Raw genomic sequence first — 21,068 nt, forward strand, 5'->3', positions numbered from 1 at the left:
CGCGTGCTACTGATAGAGCCGGCGGCATCCTTTATTTATTACGGATGCTTTAAAATGATTAAAAAAGCTTCGCTGATGACGGCGCTCTCCGTCACGGCATTTTCCGGCTGGGCGCAGGACAGCAATTCAGATACGTTAGTGGTCACAGCAAACCGTTTTCAACAGCCGGTCAATACGGTCCTTGCGCCGACCGATGTGGTTACCCGGGAAGATATCGAGCGCTGGCAGGCGAAAGATTTGAACGATGTGATGCGCCGATTGCCTGGCGTGGATGTCGCGCAAAATGGTGGCATGGGGCAATCCTCCTCTCTGTTTATCCGTGGTACTGAAGCCAAACAGGTGCTGGTGCTGGTTGACGGCGTTCCCATGGCCCGACCGGGAATTACAAATAACCCTGATTTGAATCAGATCCCTTTATCGCTGGTACAGCGCGTCGAATATATCCGCGGCCCGCGTTCGGCGATTTATGGATCCGGGGCTATGGGCGGGGTGATTAACGTCATTACGCACTCTGATAAAGAACAATCCAAAATTACCGCTGGGGTAGGTTCTAAAGGTTACCAACAATATGACGGTACCCTGCGCCATCGCTTTGGCGATACGGTGGCGACGGTTGCGGGCTCCTATGAGGGTAATAAAGGCTTCAACGTTCAGCCTGGTTCAACCTGGGAGCACGACGGCGATCGCGACGGTTTTCGTAATAAAACATTTTGGGGCAGCCTCGAGCATACATTTAACGAGAATTTTGACGGTTTCTTCCGCGGACACAGCTATACCAATAACTCTGATTACGATCTTGGAAGCCCGCCGTATAGCCCGGCCTACAGCGCCGATGAAAACCAGCTCTACAACCAAAGCTGGGATGCGGGGCTGAACTTTAATTCCGGTATCTACTCCTCTCAGCTTATCGCCAGCTACCAGAAGGTAAAGGACTACAACTACAGCAGTATCTATGGCCGTTACAACGATGGTACGACGCTCGACAGGATGACGCAGCGTAACCTGCAGTGGGGTAATAACGTTATTGTGGGTCATGGTTCTGTCAGCGCAGGGGTGGACTGGCAGCAGCAGCGATTAACGTCATCAGACACGACGATGTCGGATACCTATAAACGTGACAATACGGGACTGTATCTGACGGGCCAGCAGCAGTTTGGCGATGTGACCCTCGAAGCTTCCGGGCGTGAAGACCACGATGAGCAGTTTGGCTGGCATGGTACTTGGCAGACGACCGCAGGCTGGGAGTTTGTTGAAAACTATCGCTTGACCCTCGGCTACGGTACCGGCTTCCTTGCACCTTCTTTAGGACAACAGTTTGGTTCGACCCGATTTGGTATCAACGCGAATCCCAACCTGAAGCCTGAAGAGTCGAAGCAGTGGGAAGCGGGGCTGGAAGGGCTCACAGGTCCCGTGGACTGGCGCTTGTCCGCATACCATTACAAGATTACTAACCTGATTACCTATTACTCCGATCCTGTCACCTATGAAGGGGAGTACGACAATATTAATGCCGCGACGATTAAAGGCGTGGAGTGGACGGGAAGTGTCGATACCGGTATTTTCAGCCATCGCGTAACGTTGCAGTATGTCGATCCGCGTAACGATGATAACGGTGAAGTGCTGGCCCGACGTTCTAAACGACAGGCAAAGTATCAGCTAGACTGGTCCGTGTTTGATGTCGATATGGATGTGTCCTGGCAGTATTATGGGAAGCGCTACGATAACAACACCTCCCAGTACAACAATACGCAAAGGATTTTGCCGAGCTACAGCACTGTAGACGTTTCTGCATCGTATCCGATCACCGATCGCCTGACAGTTCGTGGTAAAATAGCTAACCTGTTCGATAAAGATTACGAGACAGCTTATGGCTACCAAACTGCAGGACGAGAATACTACTTGTCTGGCAGCTACACCTTCTAAATCACGTCCCACCGTGCTGGTGTTTGATTCCGGCGTCGGTGGGCTGTCGGTTTACAACGAGATTCGGCAGCTTCTGCCGGATCTGCATTATATTTACGCTTTCGACAACGTTGCTTTCCCCTACGGCGAGAAGAGCGAAGCGTTTATTGTTGAACGCGTTCTGGAGATTGTGACTGCGGTTCAGCAGCGCTATCCGCTGGCGCTGGCCGTTATTGCCTGTAACACCGCAAGTACCGTTTCCCTCCCCGCATTACGCGATAAATTCGCCTTTCCGGTTGTCGGCGTCGTTCCGGCGATAAAACCCGCGGCACGCTTAACGGCGAATGGCGTTGTTGGCCTGCTGGCAACGCGCGGAACGGTAAAACGTCCTTATACGCGCGAACTGATCTCCCGCTTTGCGAATGAATGCAAAATTGAAATGCTGGGGTCGGCAGAGCTGGTGGAGCTGGCGGAGGCTAAGCTCCACGGTGAACCGGTCCCGCTGGATGAACTGCGACGTATCCTGCGTCCCTGGCTGAGAATGCAGGAACCGCCTGATACGGTTGTGCTGGGGTGTACGCATTTCCCTCTAATACAAGAAGAGCTGCAGCAGGTTCTGCCGGAAGGGACGAGAATGATCGACTCCGGGGCGGCAATTGCGCGTCGCACAGCCTGGCTATTAGAGCACGAAGCGCCTGACGCTAAATCGAGTGATGCCAATATTGCGTACTGTATGGCGTTGACGCCTGAAACTGAGCAGCTTTTGAGCGTTTTGCGGCGCTATGGCTTCGAATCGCTGGAAAAATTACCGCTTTCATAGCGTTTTGCACAAAAAAGAGACGGTTGAAAGATTTTTTGAAAACAGGGCTTGTCAACGTCTCAGAACTCCCTATAATGCGCCTCCACTGACACGGAACAACGGCGCGCAAGCCGCCGGGTCAGCGGGATTCAGCGATGAATGCCGGCAGAGAAAAGCAAAATTAAACGCTTGACTCTGAATGAGGAAAACGTATTATACGGGACCTCGCAACGGTGAGCGAAAGCCGCGTTGCACTGCTCTTTAACAATTTATCAGACAATCTGTGTGGGCACTCAAAGTGACATGGATTCTTAACGTCGCAAGACGAAAAATGAATACCAAGTCTCAAAGAGTGAACACGTAATTCATTACGAAGTTTAATTCTACGAGCATCAAACTTAAATTGAAGAGTTTGATCATGGCTCAGATTGAACGCTGGCGGCAGGCCTAACACATGCAAGTCGAACGGTAGCACAGAGAGCTTGCTCTCGGGTGACGAGTGGCGGACGGGTGAGTAATGTCTGGGAAACTGCCTGATGGAGGGGGATAACTACTGGAAACGGTAGCTAATACCGCATAACGTCGCAAGACCAAAGAGGGGGACCTTCGGGCCTCTTGCCATCAGATGTGCCCAGATGGGATTAGCTAGTAGGTGGGGTAACGGCTCACCTAGGCGACGATCCCTAGCTGGTCTGAGAGGATGACCAGCCACACTGGAACTGAGACACGGTCCAGACTCCTACGGGAGGCAGCAGTGGGGAATATTGCACAATGGGCGCAAGCCTGATGCAGCCATGCCGCGTGTATGAAGAAGGCCTTCGGGTTGTAAAGTACTTTCAGCGGGGAGGAAGGCGATAAGGTTAATAACCTTGTCGATTGACGTTACCCGCAGAAGAAGCACCGGCTAACTCCGTGCCAGCAGCCGCGGTAATACGGAGGGTGCAAGCGTTAATCGGAATTACTGGGCGTAAAGCGCACGCAGGCGGTCTGTCAAGTCGGATGTGAAATCCCCGGGCTCAACCTGGGAACTGCATTCGAAACTGGCAGGCTGGAGTCTTGTAGAGGGGGGTAGAATTCCAGGTGTAGCGGTGAAATGCGTAGAGATCTGGAGGAATACCGGTGGCGAAGGCGGCCCCCTGGACAAAGACTGACGCTCAGGTGCGAAAGCGTGGGGAGCAAACAGGATTAGATACCCTGGTAGTCCACGCTGTAAACGATGTCGACTTGGAGGTTGTTCCCTTGAGGAGTGGCTTCCGGAGCTAACGCGTTAAGTCGACCGCCTGGGGAGTACGGCCGCAAGGTTAAAACTCAAATGAATTGACGGGGGCCCGCACAAGCGGTGGAGCATGTGGTTTAATTCGATGCAACGCGAAGAACCTTACCTACTCTTGACATCCAGAGAACTTAGCAGAGATGCTTTGGTGCCTTCGGGAACTCTGAGACAGGTGCTGCATGGCTGTCGTCAGCTCGTGTTGTGAAATGTTGGGTTAAGTCCCGCAACGAGCGCAACCCTTATCCTTTGTTGCCAGCGGTCCGGCCGGGAACTCAAAGGAGACTGCCAGTGATAAACTGGAGGAAGGTGGGGATGACGTCAAGTCATCATGGCCCTTACGAGTAGGGCTACACACGTGCTACAATGGCATATACAAAGAGAAGCGACCTCGCGAGAGCAAGCGGACCTCATAAAGTATGTCGTAGTCCGGATTGGAGTCTGCAACTCGACTCCATGAAGTCGGAATCGCTAGTAATCGTGGATCAGAATGCCACGGTGAATACGTTCCCGGGCCTTGTACACACCGCCCGTCACACCATGGGAGTGGGTTGCAAAAGAAGTAGGTAGCTTAACCTTCGGGAGGGCGCTTACCACTTTGTGATTCATGACTGGGGTGAAGTCGTAACAAGGTAACCGTAGGGGAACCTGCGGTTGGATCACCTCCTTACCTTAAAGAACCTGCCTTTGTAGTGTCCACACAGATTGTCTGATGAAAAATAAGCAGTAAGAAAATCTCTGCAGGCTTGTAGCTCAGGTGGTTAGAGCGCACCCCTGATAAGGGTGAGGTCGGTGGTTCAAGTCCACTCAGGCCTACCAAATTTCTGCTGATGCTGCGTTGCGGCGACACTCACATACTTTAAGTATGCTTCGTGTCACCCCGCCTTGCCTCAACAGAAATTAAGGTTGATGAGATTTAACTACGATGGGGCTATAGCTCAGCTGGGAGAGCGCCTGCTTTGCACGCAGGAGGTCTGCGGTTCGATCCCGCATAGCTCCACCATCTTTACTGCACACCACAAGAAAACTTCAGAGTGTACCTGAAAAGGTTCACTGCGAAGTTTTGCTCTTTAAAAATCTGGATCAAGCTGAAAATTGAAAAGACACACAGTTAATGTGTGTTCGAGTCTCTCAAATTTTCGCGACACGACGATGTTTTACGAAACATCTTCGGGTTGTGAGGTTAAGCGACTAAGCGTACACGGTGGATGCCCTGGCAGTCAGAGGCGATGAAGGACGTGCTAATCTGCGAAAAGCGTCGGTAAGGTGATATGAACCGTTACAGCCGGCGATGTCCGAATGGGGAAACCCAGTGCAATTCGTTGCACTATCGTTTGATGAATACATAGTCAAACGAGGCGAACCGGGGGAACTGAAACATCTAAGTACCCCGAGGAAAAGAAATCAACCGAGATTCCCCCAGTAGCGGCGAGCGAACGGGGAGCAGCCCGGAGTCTGAATCAGCTTGTGTGTTAGTGGAAGCGTCTGGAAAGTCGCAGGGTACAGGGTGATACTCCCGTACACTAAAACGCACAGGCTGTGAACTCGAAGAGTAGGGCGGGACACGTGGTATCCTGTCTGAATATGGGGGGACCATCCTCCAAGGCTAAATACTCCTGACTGACCGATAGTGAACCAGTACCGTGAGGGAAAGGCGAAAAGAACCCCGGCGAGGGGAGTGAAAAAGAACCTGAAACCGTGTACGTACAAGCAGTAGGAGCCCACTTGTTGGGTGACTGCGTACCTTTTGTATAATGGGTCAGCGACTTATATTCTGTAGCAAGGTTAACCGTATAGGGGAGCCGCAGGGAAACCGAGTCTTAACTGGGCGTTAAGTTGCAGGGTATAGACCCGAAACCCGGTGATCTAGCCATGGGCAGGTTGAAGGTTGGGTAACACTAACTGGAGGACCGAACCGACTAATGTTGAAAAATTAGCGGATGACTTGTGGCTGGGGGTGAAAGGCCAATCAAACCGGGAGATAGCTGGTTCTCCCCGAAAGCTATTTAGGTAGCGCCTCGTGAATTCATCTTCGGGGGTAGAGCACTGTTTCGGCTAGGGGGTCATCCCGACTTACCAACCCGATGCAAACTACGAATACCGAAGAATGTTATCACGGGAGACACACGGCGGGTGCTAACGTCCGTCGTGAAGAGGGAAACAACCCAGACCGCCAGCTAAGGTCCCAAAGTCATGGTTAAGTGGGAAACGATGTGGGAAGGCCCAGACAGCCAGGATGTTGGCTTAGAAGCAGCCATCATTTAAAGAAAGCGTAATAGCTCACTGGTCGAGTCGGCCTGCGCGGAAGATGTAACGGGGCTAAACCATGCACCGAAGCTGCGGCAGCGACACTATGTGTTGTTGGGTAGGGGAGCGTTCTGTAAGCCGTTGAAGGTGGCCTGTGAGGGTTGCTGGAGGTATCAGAAGTGCGAATGCTGACATAAGTAACGATAATGCGGGTGAAAAACCCGCACGCCGGAAGACCAAGGGTTCCTGTCCAACGTTAATCGGGGCAGGGTGAGTCGACCCCTAAGGCGAGGCCGAAAGGCGTAGTCGATGGGAAACAGGTTAATATTCCTGTACTTGGTGTTACTGCGAAGGGGGGACGGAGAAGGCTATGTTGGCCGGGCGACGGTTGTCCCGGTTTAAGCATGTAGGCGGATGTTCCAGGTAAATCCGGAACGTTATTAACGCTGAGGTGTGATGACGAGGCACTACGGTGCTGAAGTGACAAATGCCCTGCTTCCAGGAAAGCCTCTAAGCATCAGGTAACATCAAATCGTACCCCAAACCGACACAGGTGGTCAGGTAGAGAATACCAAGGCGCTTGAGAGAACTCGGGTGAAGGAACTAGGCAAAATGGTGCCGTAACTTCGGGAGAAGGCACGCTGATATGTAGGTGAAGTGGTTTACCCATGGAGCTGAAATCAGTCGAAGATACCAGCTGGCTGCAACTGTTTATTAAAAACACAGCACTGTGCAAACACGAAAGTGGACGTATACGGTGTGACGCCTGCCCGGTGCCGGAAGGTTAATTGATGGGGTTATCCGTAAGGAGAAGCTCTTGATCGAAGCCCCGGTAAACGGCGGCCGTAACTATAACGGTCCTAAGGTAGCGAAATTCCTTGTCGGGTAAGTTCCGACCTGCACGAATGGCGTAATGATGGCCAGGCTGTCTCCACCCGAGACTCAGTGAAATTGAACTCGCTGTGAAGATGCAGTGTACCCGCGGCAAGACGGAAAGACCCCGTGAACCTTTACTATAGCTTGACACTGAACACTGGTCCTTGATGTGTAGGATAGGTGGGAGGCTTTGAAGTGTGGACGCCAGTCTGCATGGAGCCATCCTTGAAATACCACCCTTTAATGGCTGGTGTTCTAACGTGGGCCCGTAATCCGGGTTGCGGACAGTGTCTGGTGGGTAGTTTGACTGGGGCGGTCTCCTCCTAAAGAGTAACGGAGGAGCACGAAGGTCAGCTAATCCTGGTCGGACATCAGGAGGTTAGTGCAATGGCATAAGCTGGCTTGACTGCGAGCGTGACGGCGCGAGCAGGTGCGAAAGCAGGTCATAGTGATCCGGTGGTTCTGAATGGAAGGGCCATCGCTCAACGGATAAAAGGTACTCCGGGGATAACAGGCTGATACCGCCCAAGAGTTCATATCGACGGCGGTGTTTGGCACCTCGATGTCGGCTCATCACATCCTGGGGCTGAAGTAGGTCCCAAGGGTATGGCTGTTCGCCATTTAAAGTGGTACGCGAGCTGGGTTTAGAACGTCGTGAGACAGTTCGGTCCCTATCTGCCGTGGGCGCTGGAGAATTGAGGGGGGCTGCTCCTAGTACGAGAGGACCGGAGTGGACGCATCACTGGTGTTCGGGTTGTCATGCCAATGGCATTGCCCGGTAGCTAAATGCGGAAGAGATAAGTGCTGAAAGCATCTAAGTACGAAACTTGCCCCGAGATGAGTTCTCCCTGACTCCTTGAGAGTCCTGAAGGAACGTTGAAGACGACGACGTTGATAGGCCGGGTGTGTAAGCGCAGCGATGCGTTGAGCTAACCGGTACTAATGAACCGTGAGGCTTAACCTTACAACGCCGAAGATGTTTTGGCGGATTTGAGAAGACAACAATTTCAGCATTGATTCAGAGTTGAGTACGCAATAATTTGCGCAGCAGCAAGGCGACAAGCGAAGGAAAGGAAGGAGCATACTGAGGTATGTGACTGACTTTACGAGCGCGGGCAACGCGGCAGATGCGATAAAGAATTGCGTACTGAGCACAAAGAATTTGCCTGGCGGCGATAGCGCGGTGGTCCCACCTGACCCCATGCCGAACTCAGAAGTGAAACGCCGTAGCGCCGATGGTAGTGTGGGGTCTCCCCATGTGAGAGTAGGGAACTGCCAGGCATCAAATTAAGTAGTAAGCCGGTGTATTAATCCGGTGGTTACAGAAGTATTCGGTGGAGCGGTAGTTCAGTCGGTTAGAATACCTGCCTGTCACGCAGGGGGTCGCGGGTTCGAGTCCCGTCCGTTCCGCCACTTATTAAAAAATTAAGCCTGCTGATTAAGCAGGCTTAATGATAAGAAACTTTAGGGGCGTAGCTCAGTTGGTAGAGCACCGGTCTCCAAAACCGGGTGTCGCGAGTTCGAGTCTCTCCGCCCCTGCCATATATAATCCTTTGCTCAGGCAAAGGATTTTTTTTGCTTTAAATTTCCCGCCGATCGTCCTCCATCCCTGGAGGAGTGCGTCTATTCCAATATATTGTGCTTCAGGATCTCCCGAATCTGCGCCTGTTTATCGCTGTTTTGTAGCCAAATTGCATAGAGAGGCCTTGAGAGCGTCGCACTGTCGGTCACCGTGTGCAGATTATTTTTCCCCTGAGCCCAGAGTACAGGCAACCATGTACATCCTTTAAGGGCGCTGAGTTGTTGGTAAGCTAATTCGGCAGAACTGGTGGTCAGCAGAGGAATATCATCATTTCCGATCAATCCAGCTTCGTTTTGTTGGAAATCGGGCCCCCACTCCAGGCGTAAATAATTCAATTCATTTGTGTATTTAGCCGGAGAGGCACAATAAAGCGCTAGGGTAAAATTACCCAATAACTGGCTGCTTAATTCATCCATCTTCGGCGATTCTGTCGTGATCAAGAGATCAAGTTGACGTTCGTGCAGCTGTTTGACCAGCGATTGGCGCTGCGCAATCCGCGCCTCAAACTGGAGGTTATAGGGCTCCGTATAGAGCTTGCCCAGCCATCCGTTAAGCAGACATTCCCACAGAGAAGCGCTGGCACCGATCGAAAATTCATTATGTCGGGAAGCATTCGCGACCTCCTTGCGCGCAGCTTGCCAGGTATTCATCAGCGTTTCGGCGTAGGGCAGCAGTTTCTCTCCGGCTGAGGTCAGACGGATATTATTACGATGGCGGGTAAAAAGATTTACCCCCAGCTGGTTCTCCAGTTGACGAATACGAAAGCTAACTGCTGACTGCGTCAGATAAAGCGCCTCTGCGGCTCGGCCAAAGTGGCGAGTTCTGCTCACCTCAAGGAAAGTCTTGAGCAATTCCGTATCCACACTCTTCTCCGCAAAATTATTTGTCGTGATGATTTAAATGTTTTGTTTGACGCTCTGTCAAGCGTAACTAATACTCCGCGCCATAATTAGCTCGGCCAAAGAATCAGGAGCGTGTAGGATGGCGGAAAGCTTTACGACAACTAATCGTTTTTTCGACAATAAAAATTATCCGCGCGGGTTTTCCCGTCATGGAGATTTCACCATCAAAGAGGCGCAACTGCTGGAACGTCATGGTTATGCCTTTAATGAACTCGAACTAGGTAAACGCGAGCCTGTCACCGACGATGAAAAACAGTTTGTTTCGGTATGTCGCGGTGAACGTGAGCCCGCGACGGAAGCAGAACGCGTCTGGATTAAGTACATGGCGCGGATTAAGCGTCCGAAGCGTTTCCATACTTTGTCCGGCGGCAAGCCGCAGGTGGAAGGTACGGAAGATTACACAGAAAGCGATGATTAAGAAAAAGGGCGTAAGCCCTTTTTTTACGCCATCATTTTTTGTAGATGGCCCAACATTCTGTCTATTGCCCGATAGCCAAGAGCCTCCTGCAGATGATGACGTTCGATGCGTTCGACGGCTTCAATATCGGCAATAGTCCGGGAAACTTTAAGCAGGCGCTGCCAGGCACGGATTGAAAGTCCAAGCTGCGTTAGCGTCTGCTCCAGCCAGATAGCGTCATCTTGATGAAGCTGGCAGCAGATTTTCATCTCATCATTTCCCAGATGCGCATTAAGTTTTTTCTGCCGCGATAGCTGCCTTTCGCGTGCGGCCAGAACACGTTGGCGTACGCAGGCGCTACTTTCCTCTTCGTTTGTTCCCTGGCTGAGCACCCCCGGCGGGGGAAGTGGGATCTCCAGGGAGAGATCGAACCGGTCAAGAAACGGGCCGGATAAACGACCAAGGTAGCGTAGCGTCTGTTCCGGTGAAGCGCGATTATGCTGGCCCTGATAGTGCCCTGTCGGGCTGGGATTCATCGCTGCAATAAGCTGGAAACGGGCTGGATAATCGATTTTGGCGCGGGTGCGCGAGATATGGATAACCCCTGACTCAATGGGTTCGCGTAACGCATCCAGAACCCTGCGTTCGAATTCAGGCAACTCATCCAGGAACAGGACGCCGTTATGGGCAAGGGAGATCTCTCCCGGTGCCGGAATTGAGCCTCCGCCGACCATGGCCGCGAGGGAGGCGCTATGATGCGGGGCGCGAAAGGGCCTGCGGCGCCAATTTTTCATGGCATGCCTGGAATCGACCAGGCTAAGTATTGCTGCGCTTTCTAGCGCTTCCTGGTTACTCAGCGGCGGCATTAGTCCCGGTAATCGACTGGCGAGCATCGTTTTTCCTGTGCCGGGCGGGCCTATCATCAGCAGGTTGTGACCACCTGCTGCAATGATTTCCAGCGCTCGTTTCCCCTGCCGCTGGCCAATAACATCACGCAAATCAACCGATGTTTCATCCGAATATTCCCCTTCGGGAAGGGGGTTAGCCAGGGTATGTTGACCTTCGAGAAAAGCGCAGACTTCCTGGAGATCGGTGGCGATAAGACAGTCACTGCCGCCGATTAACCCAACCTCTGGAGAATTCTCATTAGAGATAACAATCTTCCGCCCCGCTTTTATGGCCTCCATGGCGCTGGATATAGCACCAGGAACGCCACGCAGAGCGCCTGTAAGCGCCAGCTCGCCGACAAACTCATATTGATTTATCCTGGGAGCTTTAAGCTGCTCAGAGGCCACCAGAAGCGCGAGAGCGATAGGTAAATCATATCTTCCACCTTCTTTTGGCAGATCGGCCGGGGCCAGATTAATAGTGATTTTTTTCGCCGGATAAGCGTAGCCGCTGTTGATAATCGCACTACGTACCCGGTCACGCGCTTCTCTAACCGTTGTTTCAGGCAGTCCTACCATTGTCAGGCCTGGGAGCCCGTTGCTGATATGAACTTCAACGGTGATAAGCGGGGCGCCGATCCCGAGAGCGGCGCGGGTGTAAACAATGGCGAGTGACATAAAACCTCCTGAGAACCGGGATTATGTCGGGGATTTGTTGTTGAGTAATTCGACAATATTAAATTCTGCATGCTTGCTCCCTGCCAATTTCCCGGCAATTTCCGCTTTGCACTGGTGTTGGATACTGCCTCGTAAAATGCTGTCATCAGGCAACAAGATGAGAAAGTGCTGTGGAGTAAGCCACAAATTGAAATATTTTCATTTCATGTTTTTTCCATTAAAAACAATTGTTTTTTCGTAAATGGTTAGCAAGGTAAGAAATGACGTCATAAAAAAATCTTGTGTTTAACGCGAAGTCTGTGGTACCTCTTTAGGTATTCCTTCGAACATGAAGCCAGAAAGAACATAAAATGACAGCCCTTCTACGAGTGATTAGCCTGGTCGTGATTAGCGTGGTGGTGATTATTATCCCACCGTGCGGGGCTGCACTTGGACGAGGAAAGGCTTAAAAAACAAGCCTTAACGAACTAAGACCCCCGCACCGAAAGGTCCGGGGGTTTTTTTATAACTTAAAAACAGAAAAGAGGAGCAGACGATGGCTGGTAGCATAAAATTCTGTTTCTCTCGATCTACGACGGGGAAGTAACTATGAATGGGGCGCGGTGGGTAGTACATGCTTTGCGAGCACAGGGAGTCGATACCGTTTTTGGCTATCCGGGTGGAGCAATTATGCCGGTTTACGATGCATTGTATGACGGCGGCGTGGAACACTTACTTTGCCGGCATGAACAGGGCGCGGCTATGGCGGCTATCGGCTATGCCAGGGCTACCGGCAAAACCGGCGTGTGTATTGCCACTTCGGGGCCTGGCGCAACCAACCTGATCACCGGCCTCGCCGACGCACTGCTTGATTCCGTTCCCGTTGTTGCTATCACTGGCCAGGTTGCTGCCCCGTTCATTGGCACCGACGCATTCCAGGAAGTTGATGTCCTCGGTTTATCGCTGGCATGCACCAAGCACAGTTTCCTGGTGCAGTCGCTGGAAGAACTGCCGCGCATCATTGCCGAAGCTTTCCACGTAGCAAACTCCGGGCGTCCCGGTCCCGTGTTGGTCGATATCCCAAAAGACATCCAGCTGGCTCAAGGCGATCTCGATCCGCATTTTTCCATGGTAGCCGACGACGTTGATTTTCCATATGCGGATATCGAATACGCTTTGCAGATGCTGATTCAGTCGCAGAAGCCGATGTTATACGTAGGCGGCGGCGTGGGGATGGCGCAGGCGGTACCGGCGCTGCGCGAATTTCTTGCCGTCACGCAAATGCCAGCGACCGCCACCCTGAAAGGGCTGGGGGTTGTTGCGGCGGATTATCCTTATTATCTGGGGATGCTGGGGATGCACGGCACCAAGGCGGCCAACCTGGCGGTACAGGAATGTGACCTGCTGATCGCGGTAGGCGCTCGCTTTGACGATCGCGTCACCGGTAAGCTGAATACGTTTGCCCCGCACGCCAAAGTTATCCATATGGATATCGATCCGGCTGAACTGAACAAGCTCCGTCAGGCGCATATCGGCCTGATCGGCGATTTGAACGTAATGCTGCCCGCACTGCAGCAGCCGCTGTCTATTGACGCCTGGCGCCAACGTAATGCGCAGCTGCGCGCCGAGCATGCCTGGCGCTATGACCATCCGGGAGACGCTATCTATGCCCCGCTGCTGCTGAAGCAGCTTTCCGATCGCAAACCCGCAGACTGCGTCGTGACAACCGATGTGGGCCAGCATCAGATGTGGTCAGCGCAGCATATGACCTATACGCGCCCGGAGAATTTCATCACTTCCAGTGGATTAGGCACTATGGGTTTCGGCTTGCCCGCAGCGGTAGGCGCGCAGGTGGCCCGCCCCGATGATACGGTTATCTGTATCTCCGGTGACGGTTCCTTCATGATGAACGTGCAGGAGCTGGGCACCGTAAAACGCAAGCAGCTGCCGCTGAAGATCGTCTTACTGGACAACCAGCGTTTAGGAATGGTTCGACAATGGCAGCAGCTGTTTTTTCAGGAACGTTATAGCGAAACCACTCTTACCGATAACCCCGATTTTCTTACTCTGGCCAGCGCCTTCGGCATCCCTGGTCAACACATCACCCGTAAAGACCAGGTTGAAGCGGCACTCGACACCATGCTTTCGAGCCAGGGGCCTTACCTGCTTCATGTCTCAATCGATGAACTTGAGAACGTCTGGCCGTTGGTGCCGCCCGGTGCCAGTAATGCAGAAATGCTGGAGAAATTATCATGATGCAACATCAGGTCGCCTTGCAGGCTCGCTTTAACCCTGAAACGTTAGAACGCGTGCTGCGCGTCGTGCGCCATCGCGGGTTCCAGATTTGCGCGATGAATATGGAAACCGCCGCCGATGCCCGGAATATTAATATTGAACTGACCGTTGCCAGCCAGCGGCCCGTCGAATTACTGTTTAGTCAATTAAGCAAACTGGTGGACGTCGCCTGCGTCGAGATCCAGCAACCAACATCACAACAAATTCGCGCCTGAGCGCAAAGGAAGAATAATGACGACGAAAAAAGCTGACTACATTTGGTTCAATGGTGAGATGGTTCCGTGGGGCGAGGCGAAGGTTCACGTAATGTCCCATGCGCTGCACTACGGGACTTCCGTATTTGAAGGCATTCGTTGCTACGATTCTCACAAGGGACCGGTGGTGTTTCGTCACCGCGAACATATGCAGCGTCTGCATGACTCAGCCAAAATCTATCGCTTCCCGGTTTCTCAGAGCGTTGATGAACTGATGGAAGCCTGCCGCGAAGTTATTCGTAAAAACAGCCTGACCAGCGCCTATATCCGTCCGTTAGTCTTTGTCGGCGATGTGGGCATGGGCGTCAACCCGCCTCCGGGCTATAACACTGACGTGATCATCGCGGCGTTCCCGTGGGGCGCCTACCTGGGTGCCGAAGCGCTGGATCAGGGGATCGATGCGATGGTTTCTTCCTGGAATCGCGCGGCGCCAAACACGATCCCAACCGCAGCTAAAGCGGGCGGTAACTACCTCTCTTCTCTGCTGGTCGGCAGCGAAGCGCGTCGCCATGGCTATCAGGAAGGTATCGCGCTGGACGTGAACGGCTATATCTCTGAAGGCGCCGGTGAAAATCTGTTTGAAGTCAAAGATGGCGTGTTGTTTACTCCGCCGTTCACCTCTTCCGCGCTGCCGGGCATCACCCGCGACGCTATCATCAAGCTGGCGAAAGACCTGGGCCTGGAAGTCCGCGAGCAGGTATTGTCCCGCGAGTCCCTGTACCTGGCCGACGAAGTCTTTATGTCCGGTACTGCCGCGGAGATCACGCCGGTACGCAGCGTTGATGGTATTCAGGTGGGCGAAGGCCGCTGCGGCCCGATCACCAAGCGCATTCAGCAAGCATTCTTTGGCCTCTTCACCGGTGAAACCGAGGATAAATGGGGCTGGTTGGATCAGGTTAATCAATAAGCATAAAAAAATGGGGCGACACGCAACGCCCCATTTCACCGAAACTGGGAGTAACTAAAGCATGCCTAAGTACCGTTCCGCCACAACCACTCACGGCCGTAATATGGCGGGTGCCCGCGCGCTGTGGCGCGCCACTGGAATGACCGACGATGATTTCGGTAAGCCGATTATCGCCGTGGTGAACTCTTTCACCCAGTTCGTGCCGGGTCACGTTCACCTGCGCGATCTCGGTAAGCTGGTTGCTGAGCAAATCGAAGCCGCTGGCGGCGTCGCCAAAGAATTCAACACTATTGCGGTTGATGATGGGATCGCGATGGGCCACGGGGGTATGCTTTATTCACTGCCATCCCGCGAACTGATCGCCGACTCGGTAGAGTACATGGTTAACGCCCACTGTGCTGATGCGATGGTCTGTATCTCTAACTGCGACAAAATCACCCCGGGGATGTTAATGGCGTCTCTGCGCCTGAATATTCCGGTCATTTTTGTTTCCGGCGGCCCGATGGAAGCCGGGAAAACCAAACTGTCCGATCAAATCATTAAACTCGACCTCGTTGACGCGATGATTCAGGGCGCTGACCCGAAAGTCTCCGACGATCAGAGTAATCAGGTTGAGCGTTCCGCCTGTCCGACGTGCGGCTCTTGTTCGGGAATGTTCACCGCGAACTCCATGAACTGCCTGACCGAAGCGCTGGGCCTGTCGCAGCCGGGCAACGGCTCGCTGCTGGCGACTCACGCCGATCGTAAACAGCTGTTCCTCAATGCGGGCTCACGTATCGTTGAGCTGACTAAACGCTATTACGAGCAGGACGATGCCTCTGCGCTGCCGCGTAATATCGCCAATAAGGCGGCGTTTGAAAACGCCATGACGCTGGATATCGCCATGGGCGGTTCCACCAATACCGTACTGCATCTGCTGGCGGCGGCGCAGGAAGCGGAAATCGACTTCACCATGAGCGATATCGATAAACTTTCCCGCAAAGTGCCGCAGCTGTGTAAGGTCGCGCCAAGTACGCAGAAATATCATATGGAAGACGTGCATCGCGCGGGCGGCGTGTTGGGTATTTTAGGTGAACTGGATCGTGCCGGGCTGCTGAACCGCGATGTGAAAAACGTGCTTGGTTTGTCCCTGCCGCAGACGCTGGAGCAGTATGATATCACCGTCACGCAGGATGAAGCGGTTAAGAAGATGTTCCGCGCTGGCCCTGCGGGTATCCGCACAACGCAGGCTTTCTCTCAGAACTGCCGTTGGGACACCCTGGATGACGATCGCGCAGAAGGCTGTATCCGCTCGCTGGAACATGCTTACAGCAAGGATGGCGGTCTGGCGGTTCTGTACGGCAACTTTGCCGAGAACGGATGCATCGTGAAAACCGCCGGCGTTGACGACAGCATCCTCAAATTTACCGGCCCGGCGAAGGTATACGAAAGCCAGGACGCGGCTGTGGATGCGATCCTCGGCGGCAAGGTGGTCGCCGGTGACGTAGTCGTCATCCGCTATGAAGGGCCGAAAGGTGGGCCGGGGATGCAGGAGATGCTCTACCCGACGACCTTCCTGAAATCAATGGGCCTGGGTAAAGCCTGTGCGCTGATTACCGATGGACGCTTCTCCGGCGGTACCTCGGGTCTCTCTATTGGCCACGTTTCTCCGGAAGCAGCCAGCGGTGGCAATATCGCGATCATTGAAGATGGCGACATGATTGCTATCGATATCCCGAACCGCGGTATTCAGCTGCAGCTGAGCGATGCCGAGATTGCGGCGCGACGCGAAGCTCAGGAAGCCCGCGGTGATAAAGCATGGACGCCGAAAGATCGCGAGCGTCAGGTTTCCTTTGCCCTTCGCGCCTATGCCAGTCTGGCAACCAGCGCCGATAAAGGCGCGGTGCGCGATAAATCGAAACTTGGGGGTTAATGATGGCCGAGTCGCAACCCCTGTCCGCCGCCCCTGAGGGGGCGGAATACCTCAGAGCGGTACTGCGCGCGCCGGTATACGAAGCCGCGCAGATCACGCCGCTGCAAAAAATGGAAAAGCTCTCGTCGCGCCTCGATAACGTTGTGCTGGTGAAGCGTGAAGACCGTCAGCCGGTGCACAGCTTTAAGCTGCGCGGGGCGTACGCGATGATGGCGGGTCTGACGGAAGAACAAAAATCGCATGGCGTGATTACCGCTTCGGCGGGTAATCATGCGCAGGGCGTGGCTTTCTCGGCATCTCGCCTGGGCGTGAAGGCGCTCATCGTCATGCCAACCGCCACTGCGGATATCAAAGTTGATGCGGTGCGCGGCTTCGGCGGTGAAGTGCTGCTGCACGGCGCAAATTTCGATGAAGCCAAAGCCAAAGCCATCGATCTGGCGCAGCAGCAGGGGTTCACCTGGGTTCCGCCTTTCGACCATCCGATGGTGATTGCCGGGCAGGGGACGCTGGCGCTGGAGCTGCTGCAGCAGGATGCCCATATCGATCGCGTGTTTGTCCCGGTCGGCGGCGGCGGTCTCGCGGCGGGCGTGGCGGTGCTGATCAAACAGCTGATGCCGCAGATCAAAGTCATTGCGGTTGAGGCCGAGGATTCTGCCTGTTTGAAAGCCGCGCTGGATGCGGGTCATCCGGTTGATTTACCCCGCGTTGGGCTCTTTGCCGAAGGCGTAGCGGTTAAACGTATCGGCGATGAGACTTTCCGTCTGTGTCAGGAGTATCTCGACGACATCGTTACTGTCGATAGCGATGCCATCTGCGCGGCGATGAAAGACCTGTTTGAAGATGTGCGTGCGGTAGCAGAACCTTCCGGGGCGCTGGCGCTGGCGGGGATGAAAAAATATATCGCTCAGCATAATATTCGCGGCGAACGCCTGGCTCACGTGCTTTCCGGCGCGAACGTCAACTTCCACGGCCTGCGCTACGTTTCCGAACGCTGCGAGCTTGGGGAACAGCGCGAAGCGCTACTGGCGGTCACCATTCCGGAAGAGAAGGGCAGCTTCCTCAAGTTCTGCCAGCTGCTGGGCGGTCGTTCGGTGACGGAGTTCAACTACCGCTTCGCGGATGCGAAAAATGCCTGCATTTTTGTCGGCGTGCGCCTGAGCCGGGGACTGGAAGAGCGGAAAGAGATCCTCAACCTGCTGCACGAGGGGGGCTACAGCGTAGTGGATCTCTCCGACGATGAAATGGCCAAGCTGCACGTGCGCTATATGGTCGGCGGGCGTCCGTCGCAGCCGCTGCAGGAGCGTTTGTTCAGCTTCGAGTTTCCGGAATCGCCCGGCGCCCTGCTGAAGTTCCTGCATACCCTGGGCACCCACTGGAACATCTCTCTGTTCCATTATCGCAGCCACGGTACCGATTATGGCCGCGTGCTGGCGGCATTCGAACTGGGCGATCATGAGCCTGATTTCGAAACCCGCTTGCATGAGCTGGGCTACGATTGCCACGACGAGAGCAATAATCCAGCGTTCAGGTTCTTCCTCGCAGGTTAAGCTGCGCAGCGCTTATCTGGCCTACGATCGGGTTGTAGGCCGGTTCAGGCATCCGGCACTAGTGACCAGGCAGCAAATTCCAGAATGCATTAATCAGCGGCTCATGCAGCCGCTTTTTTGGCGCGCAGACGCCCAGTTCAAAAGGGGTTTTCTCGTCGCTACGCTCCAGAATCATGACGCGATTGCGAACGGGCTCCGGGCTATTTTCCAACACCACTTCCGGCAGCAGCGCGACGCCGCAGCCCAGCGCCACCATAGAAACCATGGCTTCATGTCCGCCCACCGTAGCGTAAATCGACGGATTACTGATTTTATGGCGGCGAAACCATAGCTCAATGCGGCGGCGCACGGGCCCCTGATCGGCCATAATGAAGGGTACCGTTGCCCAGTCGGGTTTCTCCACCGAGACCTGATTGCGAACCGGACAAGGCAGCGCCGGGGCGATCAGCACTACCGCCAAATTCTCCAGCATGGAAAACACCACTGCGCCAGGCAGCGTCTCGGGTTTCCCGGCAATCGCCAGATCGGCCTCACCCGTGACTACTTTCTCCATCGCATCGGCGGCATCGCCGGTGGTGAGTTTTATTTCCACCGAGGGATGTTCGGCGCGGAAACGATCGAGAATCGGCGGAAGATGACTGTAGGCGGCGGTCACCGAACAGAAGATATGCAGTTCGCCCGACAGCGACGGACCTTGCTGATCGATCGCGTGGCGCAGCTGCTGGTACTGCAACAGCGTTTGCTGGGCAAAGGTGCGGAGTTCTTCTCCTGCTTCGGTAAGCGTTACCGTGCGGTTATCGCGGACAAACAGCGGCTGCCCAAGGTCTTCTTCCAGGCGCTGAATCTGCCGGGAAAGCGTGGAGGGGCTGACGTGCATCGCCCGCGCGCTGCGGCCAAAATGGCGGCTTTCCGCCAGATGCAGGAAGGTTTTTAGATCGCGTAAATCCACCGGCGGCACTCCACGATTTTACATTGCAGAAATTGCAACGTGACGTTGTGAATATATCAATTTCCGCAATAAATTTCCTGTCATATAGTAAGTTCATTCTCTCTTGCACAGACACGGCAAGCGAACCGAACAATAAGACGCACAACATCACGAGGTATCACCATGGCTAACTACTTTAATACACTGAACCTGCGCCAGCAGCTGGCGCAGCTGGGCAAATGTCGCTTTATGGGTCGCGACGAATTCGCCGATGGCGCAAGCTACCTTCAGGGTAAAAAAGTGGTCATCGTCGGCTGTGGCGCTCAGGGCCTGAACCAGGGTCTGAACATGCGTGACTCCGGTCTGGATATTTCCTACGCCCTGCGTAAAGAAGCGATTGCCGAAAAGCGCGCGTCATGGCGTAAAGCGACCGAAAACGGCTTCAAAGTAGGGACCTACGAAGAGCTGATCCCGCAGGCCGATCTGGTGGTTAACCTGACTCCGGACAAACAGCACTCTGACGTTGTACGTTCCGTTCAGCCGTTGATGAAAGATGGCGCGGCGCTGGGCTACTCACATGGTTTCAACATCGTGGAAGTTGGCGAGCAGATCCGTAAAGATATCACTGTCGTGATGGTGGCGCCGAAGTGCCCGGGTACCGAAGTGCGTGAAGAGTACAAGCGCGGCTTCGGCGTACCGACCTTGATCGCGGTTCACCCGGAAAACGATCCGAAAGGCGAAGGCATGGCGATTGCTAAAGCCTGGGCTGCGGCGACCGGCGGTCACCGTGCGGGCGTTCTGGAATCTTCCTTCGTTGCCGAAGTGAAATCCGATCTGATGGGCGAGCAGACCATCCTCTGCGGTATGCTGCAGGCCGGTTCTCTGCTGTGCTTCGATAAGCTGGTGGAAGAGGGTACCGACCCGGCATACGCCGAAAAACTGATTCAGTTCGGCTGGGAAACCATCACCGAAGCGCTGAAACAGGGTGGTATCACCCTGATGATGGATCGCCTGTCTAACCCGGCTAAGCTGCGTGCTTATGCGCTGTCCGAACAGCTGAAAACGATCATGGCGCCGTTGTTCCAGAAACATATGGATGACATCATCTCCGGTGAATTCTCCTCAGGCATGATGGCTGACTGGGCCAACGACGATAAGAAACTGCTGACCTGGCGTGAAGAAACCGGTAAGACCGCGTTCGAGACCGCACCGCAGTTTGAAGGTAAAATCGGCGAGCAGGAGTACTTCGATAAAGGCGTTCTGATGATCGCAATGGTGAAAGCGGGCGTTGAGCTGGCGTTTGAAACCATGGTGGATTCCGGCATCATCGAAGAGTCTGCTTACTACGAATCACTGCACGAGCTGCCGCTGATTGCCAACACCATCGCTCGTAAGCGTCTGTACGAAATGAACGTGGTTATCTCCGATACCGCTGAATACGGTAACTACCTGTTCTCTTACGCCTGCGTACCGCTGCTGAAAGAGTTCATGACCCCCCTGCAGACCGGCGACCTGGGTAAAGCGATTGCCGAAGGCGCGGTAGACAACGCTCAGCTGCGCGACGTGAACGAAGCCATTCGCAGCCACGCTATCGAGCAGGTTGGTAAGAAACTGCGCGGTTACATGACCGATATGAAGCGTATTGCGGTAGCGGGCTAATTCCCCGTCGTCTTTCAACTTGCAGATGCGTTGGCTGCGTTGGTACA

Annotated in this window: 13 protein-coding genes, 4 tRNA genes and 3 rRNA genes; 17 read left to right on the forward strand and 3 right to left on the reverse strand. The window is 54.0% G+C overall.

Annotated features, from left to right (window positions below; all coding sequences use genetic code 11):
* Positions 1–54 precede the first annotated feature (54 nt).
* From btuB to KCG39_RS19315, 9 genes are all read left to right on the forward strand, one after another.
* A complete protein-coding gene (gene btuB, locus KCG39_RS19275; RefSeq protein WP_032742227.1) occupies positions 55–1,923 on the forward strand; it encodes a TonB-dependent vitamin B12 receptor BtuB in 1,869 nt (622 codons plus the stop codon).
* Positions 1,868–2,722, forward strand: coding sequence for a glutamate racemase (murI, locus tag KCG39_RS19280; protein ID WP_087828809.1), 855 nt, complete (start codon positions 1,868–1,870; stop codon positions 2,720–2,722). Before btuB ends, murI begins: the two co-directional genes overlap by 56 nt.
* A 379-nt stretch (positions 2,723–3,101) precedes the next feature.
* Positions 3,102–4,641 (forward strand): 16S ribosomal RNA (locus KCG39_RS19285).
* A 72-nt stretch (positions 4,642–4,713) separates the two neighbouring features.
* Positions 4,714–4,790, forward strand: a tRNA-Ile gene (locus KCG39_RS19290).
* A gap of 108 nt (positions 4,791–4,898) precedes the next feature.
* A tRNA-Ala gene (locus KCG39_RS19295) sits at positions 4,899–4,974 on the forward strand.
* Between the two features lie 178 nt (positions 4,975–5,152).
* Positions 5,153–8,058 (forward strand): 23S ribosomal RNA (locus tag KCG39_RS19300).
* 201 nt (positions 8,059–8,259) lie between these two features.
* Positions 8,260–8,375 (forward strand): 5S ribosomal RNA (gene rrf / locus KCG39_RS19305).
* Together the 16S, 23S and 5S rRNA genes with 4 tRNA genes alongside form the textbook arrangement of a ribosomal RNA operon.
* Before the next feature lie 55 nt (positions 8,376–8,430).
* A tRNA-Asp gene (locus KCG39_RS19310) sits at positions 8,431–8,507 on the forward strand.
* A gap of 53 nt (positions 8,508–8,560) precedes the next feature.
* Positions 8,561–8,636: transfer RNA gene (locus KCG39_RS19315), tRNA-Trp, on the forward strand.
* Between the two features lie 81 nt (positions 8,637–8,717).
* Here KCG39_RS19315 and hdfR read toward each other — a convergent pair.
* Entirely contained in the window at positions 8,718–9,539 is an 822-nt protein-coding gene (gene hdfR / locus KCG39_RS19320) for an HTH-type transcriptional regulator HdfR (RefSeq protein ID WP_004127343.1), read from the reverse strand.
* A gap of 118 nt (positions 9,540–9,657) precedes the next feature.
* Between hdfR and KCG39_RS19325 the strand changes: the two genes are divergently transcribed.
* Positions 9,658–9,996, forward strand: coding sequence for a MaoP family protein (locus KCG39_RS19325; RefSeq protein ID WP_004097464.1), 339 nt, complete (start codon positions 9,658–9,660; stop codon positions 9,994–9,996).
* A gap of 23 nt (positions 9,997–10,019) precedes the next feature.
* Here KCG39_RS19325 and KCG39_RS19330 read toward each other — a convergent pair whose 3' ends face one another.
* Positions 10,020–11,540, reverse strand: a complete 1,521-nt coding sequence (locus tag KCG39_RS19330) for a YifB family Mg chelatase-like AAA ATPase (RefSeq protein ID WP_004127345.1) — start codon at positions 11,538–11,540, stop codon at positions 10,020–10,022.
* 350 nt (positions 11,541–11,890) lie between these two features.
* Here KCG39_RS19330 and ilvL point away from each other — a divergent pair, with 350 nt between their 5' ends.
* From ilvL to ilvA, 6 genes are all read left to right on the forward strand, one after another.
* The gene (gene ilvL, locus KCG39_RS19335) at positions 11,891–11,989 is read left to right on the forward strand and encodes an ilv operon leader peptide (RefSeq protein ID WP_001311244.1); all 99 of its coding nucleotides are present in this window, start codon (positions 11,891–11,893) and stop codon (positions 11,987–11,989) included.
* Positions 11,990–12,128: 139 nt separating this feature from the next.
* Complete coding sequence (gene ilvG / locus KCG39_RS19340; protein WP_049112513.1) at positions 12,129–13,775, forward strand: acetolactate synthase 2 catalytic subunit; 1,647 nt, start codon at positions 12,129–12,131, stop codon at positions 13,773–13,775.
* Positions 13,772–14,029: an acetolactate synthase 2 small subunit gene (gene ilvM / locus KCG39_RS19345; protein WP_004107599.1), complete on the forward strand. Its 258-nt coding sequence runs from the start codon at positions 13,772–13,774 to the stop codon at positions 14,027–14,029. Before ilvG ends, ilvM begins: the two co-directional genes overlap by 4 nt.
* Positions 14,030–14,045: 16 nt before the next feature.
* Entirely contained in the window at positions 14,046–14,975 is a 930-nt protein-coding gene (locus KCG39_RS19350; RefSeq protein ID WP_004097473.1) for a branched-chain amino acid transaminase, read from the forward strand.
* Between the two features lie 61 nt (positions 14,976–15,036).
* Positions 15,037–16,887, forward strand: coding sequence for a dihydroxy-acid dehydratase (ilvD, locus tag KCG39_RS19355; RefSeq protein ID WP_004097475.1), 1,851 nt, complete (start codon positions 15,037–15,039; stop codon positions 16,885–16,887).
* A 2-nt stretch (positions 16,888–16,889) separates the two neighbouring features.
* On the forward strand, positions 16,890–18,434 hold the full coding sequence (ilvA, locus tag KCG39_RS19360; protein ID WP_087828788.1) for a threonine ammonia-lyase, biosynthetic: 1,545 nt from the start codon (positions 16,890–16,892) through the stop codon (positions 18,432–18,434).
* Between the two features lie 58 nt (positions 18,435–18,492).
* Here the strand turns inward: ilvA and ilvY are convergent, their stop codons facing one another.
* Entirely contained in the window at positions 18,493–19,383 is an 891-nt protein-coding gene (gene ilvY, locus KCG39_RS19365) for an HTH-type transcriptional activator IlvY (protein ID WP_004127349.1), read from the reverse strand.
* Between the two features lie 162 nt (positions 19,384–19,545).
* Here ilvY and ilvC point away from each other — a divergent pair, with 162 nt between their 5' ends.
* Positions 19,546–21,021 carry a ketol-acid reductoisomerase gene (ilvC, locus tag KCG39_RS19370; RefSeq protein WP_142467951.1) on the forward strand — a complete coding sequence of 492 codons (1,476 nt, stop codon included), beginning with the start codon at positions 19,546–19,548 and terminating at the stop codon, positions 21,019–21,021.
* Positions 21,022–21,068: the final 47 nt, after the last annotated feature.

This window comes from Klebsiella pasteurii (genome assembly GCF_018139045.1).
In the GTDB taxonomy this organism is placed as follows: domain Bacteria; phylum Pseudomonadota; class Gammaproteobacteria; order Enterobacterales; family Enterobacteriaceae; genus Klebsiella; species Klebsiella grimontii.